General features: G+C 65.6%; 3 protein-coding genes. All 3 read left to right on the top strand.

The window, feature by feature from the left end; genetic code table 11:
- Positions 1–871 (top strand): non-ribosomal peptide synthetase (locus tag PA598K_RS14735; RefSeq protein ID WP_148091942.1); only part of this gene is annotated, 871 nt, incomplete at its 5' end.
- A 24-nt stretch (positions 872–895) separates the two neighbouring features.
- Positions 896–2,632: a carbamoyltransferase N-terminal domain-containing protein gene (locus PA598K_RS14740; protein ID WP_128657706.1), complete on the top strand. Its 1,737-nt coding sequence runs from the start codon at positions 896–898 to the stop codon at positions 2,630–2,632.
- 2 nt (positions 2,633–2,634) lie between these two features.
- The coding region (locus PA598K_RS36205; protein ID WP_260405414.1) for a condensation domain-containing protein at positions 2,635–6,536 on the top strand (3,902 nt) is incomplete at its 3' end.

A 6,536-nucleotide genomic window follows, 5' to 3' on the forward strand; every position in this document is an offset into this window, starting at 1 on the left:
GTGGCTGGCAGGCGCTGGCGTCGCCCGGGGCTATCTGGGCGACACGGCACGCACCGCCGAGCGGTTCGGCGAGGACTCGCAGCGGCCGGGCGAGCGCATATTCCGCACTGGCGATCTGGTCCGACGCGACCGTGAGGGCCGATTGCGCTACGCCGGACGGCGGGACGAGCAGATCAAGCTTCGCGGCTACCGGGTGGAGCCGGGCGAGCTCGAGGCTGCGCTCGGCACAGACCCGGAGGTTATGACAGCAGCGGTCGTAGCCGTGCGGGATGGAGAGCGGACAGAGCTGCACGGCTTTGTGACGCTGCGCGGGGAGCGTCAGGTCACGTCGGTATCGGGCAGCGAAGAAGGGACGAAGGCTGTGTCCCTCGGTGCGGTCGAGTCGACGAACGCCGTTGATTCCGAGCGTGAGGCCTTGCGACTGGCGGGGATTCGTGAGCGGTTGGCCGCTTTGCTGCCCACGTACATGCTGCCTGCGCGGGTTCACTCGTTGACGGCCTTGCCGCTGACGCGTACCGGCAAGATCGATCGTCGGCAGCTGCGCCAGCATGCGCAGGAAGCGCTGATCAGCCGAGCCCCCGCAGGCAGCGGCGTTCCGCCGCGTACCGAGGCAGAGCGCGCGGTGTGGCAGATTTGGGCGGACGTGCTCGGACGTGACGATTTCGGCGTGACGGACGACTTTTTTGCGATTGGCGGCGACTCGCATCGATTGATTCGGATCCATTCGTTGCTTGGCAAGGCCTACCCGGGTCGATCGACAGTGCAGGATCTGTTTGATTATCGGACGATAGAGGCGTTTGCCGCCAAGCTGACACAGGCGGATCAGCAGCAAGAGGAGACGGCGACGACGCTGCGCGAGATCGAATTCTGACGAGAGATAAAGGAGGCGCGAGAGATGATCGTATGCGGATTGAAGCTGACGCATGATGGAGCGGTGGCGCTCATCGACAATGGACGTTTGGTATTCAGCATCGAGGTAGAAAAGCTGTGCAACCAGGAGCGTTACGCCCAGATCGAGGATACGGCGCTCATCGAGGAGATACTGGCCGCCGAAGGCTACCGGATCGAGGATATCGACTGCTTTGCAGTGGACGGCTGGGGCGGCGACGACGAGGACGCGCTGGCGATTCAACCGAGGCTGACGATCGGCGAGGGTCATAACTGGCTCGATGCCGCCGACAGGGGCGAGCCGTACCGGCTGGCGGTAGGACAGTACGAGGAGCAGGGCGCGAGCGACCCGCTGCTCAGGCAATGGTCTTTCGAAGGACTGCGGATCGGCGGCCGTCAGCTCCCATATGTGAGCTACTATCATGCGGCGGCGCATGTGGCGGGAGCGTATTGCAGCAGCCCGTTCGCGCGCCGCGGCGAGAGCGCCTACGTGCTCGTCTGGGACGGCGGCATGTATCCGAGGCTGTATTACTACGATGCAGACCGGGGCGAATTCGAAAATCTGGGTCCGATCTTCCTGCTGATCGGCAATATGTACAGCCTGTTCGCCCAGCACTTCGGCCCGTTTCAGGTGAGCGGCGGCTTCGCCAAGGACAGCCTGTCGGTCGCAGGCAAGGTGATGGCGTATATCGCGCTCGGCCAGTCGCAGCCGCAATGGTACGACATCTGGGACGAGATCTACCTCGATGCGTACGATCATCCGATGGGGTTCGGCAACAAGCTGGCGCGTCTGTTCAAGGAGCGGATGGCCGGGCAGTCGTACGAGGACGCCGATGTGCTGCGGACCTTCCACGACTATCTGGGACAGATGCTGCTGGACAAGCTGGCCAAAAAAATCCGCCGCCACGGCGGCAAATCGCGCAAGCTGGCGCTCGCTGGCGGCTGTGCGCTCAACATCAAGTGGAACTCGGCGATCCGCGAGAGCGGCATCATCGACGAGGTGTACGTGCCGCCCTTCCCGAACGACTCGGGCAGCGCCATCGGCGTCGCCTGCTGCGCCATGCTGACGAGCGGAGGCGGGGCTGCGCTCGACTGGACGGTGTATAGCGGTCCCGAGGTTCGCGCCTCCGAGCCAGCGGCAGGCTGGCTGAGCCGCGACTGCGGCGCAGCGGAGCTGGCGACGCTGCTGCATGAGCGCGGCGAGCCGGTGGTTGTCTTGCACGGCCGGGCCGAGCTGGGCCCCCGCGCGCTCGGCAATCGCAGCATCATCGCGCCCGCCGTCTCGCCGGCGATGAAGGATGCGCTGAACCGGATCAAGGACCGCGAGCCGTACCGGCCGGTGTCGCCGATCTGTCTGGAGGACGACGCGCCGGAGCTGTTCGAGCCGGGCATCCGCGATCCGTATATGCTGTTCGACCATCGCGTCAAGCCCGCCTGGCTGGAGCGCATCCCGGCCGTTATCCACCTCGACGGCACGGCGCGCCTGCAGACGGTCGATCCGCAGGACAACCCGTGGCTTGCCGAGCTGCTCGCCGCCTACAAGCGGCTTAGCGGCATTCCCGTGTTGTGCAACACGAGCGCCAACCACAAGGGCATGGGATTTTTCCCGGATGTAGCGTCGGCGACCGCGTGGGATGGCGTCAATTATGTCTGGTCGGAGGGCGTCCTCTATGAGCGGGAGAGCAAGCTGGCTATGGGGCTGGAGCAGCAGGCGCAAGCCGAAGACATGCAAGGAGTGAGCTGAAGATGAACCGAGACATCGCGATTATCGGCATGGCGGCTCGATTCCCGGAAGCGCCCGGGATCGAGCAGGTGCCTGAGCTGTTCAAGCGCAGCCCCGATCTGGTGAGGGAGCTGTCGCCCAAGCGGATCAAGGAGGCGACGTTGAACCCGGATCGGCCGCTGCGGCCGATCGGCTATCTGGAGGATATCGACAAGTTCGATCATCCGCTGTTCGAGCTATCGCTGGCCGAAGCGCAGGTGATGGACCCGCATCATCGGCTCATGCTGGAGAGCGTCTATCATTTGTTCGAGCATGCGGGATACAGCCCGGACGACTTCGATGGGTCGCGGACGGCGGTGTTCGTCTCGGATATCAATCCCGAGTATTACCGACTCGCCGAGGAATTCCCCGATACGATGGTGGCGGGCAACTCGCCTGCCTTCGCGGCGACGCGGATCAGCCGCCAGTTCAACCTGACGGGCAATGCCGCCGTCATCGACACCGCTTGCTCCTCCAGTCTGGTCGCTGTCCATATGGCAGTGAGCGAGCTGCTGCTCGGCGAGGCCGACAGTGCCATCGTCTGCGGCGTTAATCTGAACCTGCAGCCCTACCGGGACAAGCAGTTCGAGTTCAATATCTGGTCGCCCGATTGCAAATCGCGAGCGTTCTCCGAGGATGCCGCCGGGATGTCGTGCGGCGAGCTGGTCGCTTCGGTGCTCCTGAAACCGCTGGCTGACGCGCAGCGCGACGGCGATACGATCCATGCGATCATCAAAAGCACAGCGGTCAACAACAACGCCCGCCGCTCCGCGAGCCCGACCGCGCCGGACAGCATCTCGCAAGCGGGCGTCGTCCGCGACGCCTGGCGCAAGGCTGGCGTCGACCCGCGTCAGATCGGCTATATCGAAGCCCACGGCTCCGGCACCAAGCTTGGCGATTCGCTGGAGATCGAGGGGCTGAGCGCCGCTTTTCGCGACGTCACGGAGGCGCGCGGCATCGTGCCGATCTCGACGATCAAGTCGAGCCTCGGCCACGGCTACAATGCATCGGGCATCGCTGGACTGGTTCGTGCCATCATGGCGCTCAAGCACCGCGTGTATTTCCCGACGCTTCACTTCGAGCGGCCCAGCTCGCTGATCGACTTCGAGCAGTCGGCCGTCTACGTCAACAAGGAGCTGCGCGAGTGGCCGCAGCCTGACGGACATCCCCGCTATGCCGGGGTCACCTCGCTGGGCGCGAGCGGCACCAACTGTCATGTGCTGCTGCAGGAAGCGCCGGAGCCGACTGCGGCGGCACTGGCGGATCGCAGCGCGACGGGACCGCTGCCGTTCGTCGTCTCCGCTCGCACCCCGGAGGCATTGCAGCGCCGACTGAGCCAACTGGATGAACGGCTGGAGGCGATGAGCGAGCAGGAGCTGGCAGCGGTCAGTTGGACGCTGGCGCGCGGCCGCAAGCATTATCGCTGCCGCTTCGCAGCGACGGCGGACACGGTCGCTGGGCTGCGCGAGCAGCTGCGAGCGGGGCTGCTCACCCTGTCGCAGGAGGGGAGCGCGTCTGCAGCGGGTGCGAGCTGGCGGCTGACGCTGCCTGAGCAGGGCAGCGATCGAGCCAAAGCGATCCTGCTGCTGACCGATCATGCGCCGCTGCCGGAGTCGGTCGTCGCGGCGCTTCAGACGCGCCATCCGGTGTACCGCCAGACTTATGCGGAGGTGTGCGGCAGCATAGATAGCGGCTTCAATGGCAGAATGTATGGCAGTGCAGATGCCAGTAATGAGAGTAGCGCAGATAGCAGTGCAGATAACAGCGCAGATAGCCGCTCCGAGGGCGTGCGCGCCCTGGCGCATCTGATCGCGATGTATCGCCTGCTGGAGGCATGGCAGATGCCGGTCGGCCAGCTGCTGCCGGTCGGCATCGGCAGGCTGGCGGCCGATGCGATCGCCGGCCGCCGTACGTTGGCGGAGGCGGCGACAGCGGCACAGACGTATGTGTCGGAGCCGCTGCAAGGGCTGGCGGAGCGCGTCGCAAAGCTGATCGCCGCCGAGACGGAAGGCGGCGAGGTACTGTTCGTCGAGCTGGCCCCGGGCGGCGAGCTGGGCGAGGCGCTTCGTACGAGCGAGCGTGACGAACGATCAGGCAGCTTGCTCGGTCGTTCGCTTGGCGGTTCATCCGGCAGTGCAAGCAGCAGCTCGGCGGACAGCTCGCACGAGGGCGTATCGAATGCTTCACCTGCCGGTTCAACGAATCGCGTATCTGGCGAGGCATCCGGCAATCGTCGATTCCGGGTGAGCGGGCTGCTGTCGGCAGCAAGCGGCGACCCGGTAGCGGAGCTGCTGTGCGACCTGTATGCGCAAGGGCACACGCCGGACTGGCGGGCGGCGTATGCGGGCGGGCCGGCGCTGCGCGTCGAGCTGCCCGGTTATCCGTTCGAGCCGATCCGCTGCTGGGTACGCGAGACGCCGCAGCTGTCGATGGCGGATGTGATGGACGAGAGCGGCGCGGAGCAGCAGCTTGAGCAAGCGGGAGCGCTGCGCGATCCCGAGGCGACCGCGCTGGAGCGGCGGATTGCCTCATACTGGAGCGAGGCGCTGGAGCTGGACGAGCTGGGGCGCGACGATCATTTCTTCGAGCTGGGCGGCGATTCGCTGCTGGCGACCCGCGTCATCCGGCGGATCCGCGAGGAGCTGGCGGTCAAGCTGGACTTCGAGGATCTGTTCGACTATCCGACGCTGCGCGGCTTCGCTGCCTATATCGATAGTCTGACCGGTCCGGAGGACAAGGTGGCGGCGATCTTCCGCGAGGTGCTGAAGCAGCCGCAGCTCGGTCCGCATGACAGCTTCTTCGAGCTGGGCGGCCACTCGCTGATGGCCAACCAGGTGCTGTTGCGAGTGCGCGCCACGTTCGGCGTCGAGCTGAACTTCGAGGAGATCTTCGGACACCCGACGCCTGCCGAGCTGAGCCGCTACATCGGCGACCGGCTGGCGCAGTCGCCTCCGGGCGACACACGCACGTCGACGGGGGACGGCGTTGTGCCACATGGCGTATTGACGCAGACATCGTCGTTGGGATCGACGACGTCATCGAAGGACGCAGCGCTTGGCGGCGCGATAGCGTTGACAGGCTCCAGCGCAGCGCAGCCTCGGTCCGATGCATACGGCAAAGCAGCGCATCCCGGGAACGCCGCATCCGGAGAGGCAACGCAGACAAAGCCCGGCGCAGACAGCCAGGCAGCGCAGTCAGGCTCCAGCGCTTATGGCGGCGGGCTTTGTCTGCGTTGCCCGCTCGCGCCGCCTCAGGAGAGCTATCCGGTGTCGGCGGCGCAGAAGCGGATGTGGATGCTGAGCCAGTTCCCCGAGAGTCTGATCGCCTACAATTCGCCGTTCTCGATGGTGCTGGAGGGCGAGCTGGACGAGGCGGCGCTGGCGGCAGCGTTCGACGCTGTCGTCGACCGGCACGAGGTGCTGCGGACGGTGTTCGGCGATGATCAGGGCGAGCCGGTGCAGCTCATCCGGGACCGTCAGTCGCTGGGGATCGGACTGGAGCTGCGCGATGCCAGGGGAGATGGCGGGCAAGCGGAGGCAGAGGCATGGATGGAGACGGATCGCATGCAGCCGTTTGATCTGGCTGCCGGACCGCTCATCAAGGCGGTGCTGTTCGCCGTTGCGCCCCGGCGTCATCTGCTGTATGTGAACATGCACCACATCATTAGCGACGGTTGGTCCTCGCGAGTGCTGCTGCGCGATCTGGCGGCGCTGTACAATGCCCGGAGGCAAGGGCTGCCCGATCCGTTGCCACCGCTCCGTATGCAATACAAGGACTACGCGCAATGGCAGGCGCAGTCGATCGAGGACGGCAGCTACAAGGCGATGGGCGCTTACTGGCGCGAGACGCTGGGCGGCGAGCTGCCGACGCTGGAGCTGCCGCTCGA

Origin of the sequence: Paenibacillus sp. 598K, assembly GCF_003851045.1 — a bacterium.
GTDB lineage: Bacteria > Bacillota > Bacilli > Paenibacillales > Paenibacillaceae > Paenibacillus_D.

Bases quoted from the DNA above. Each gene is read 5' to 3' on its own strand.
- PA598K_RS14740 (WP_128657706.1), top strand. From the start codon at position 896: ATGATCGTATGCGGATTGAAGCTGACGCATGATGGAGCGGTGGCGCTC.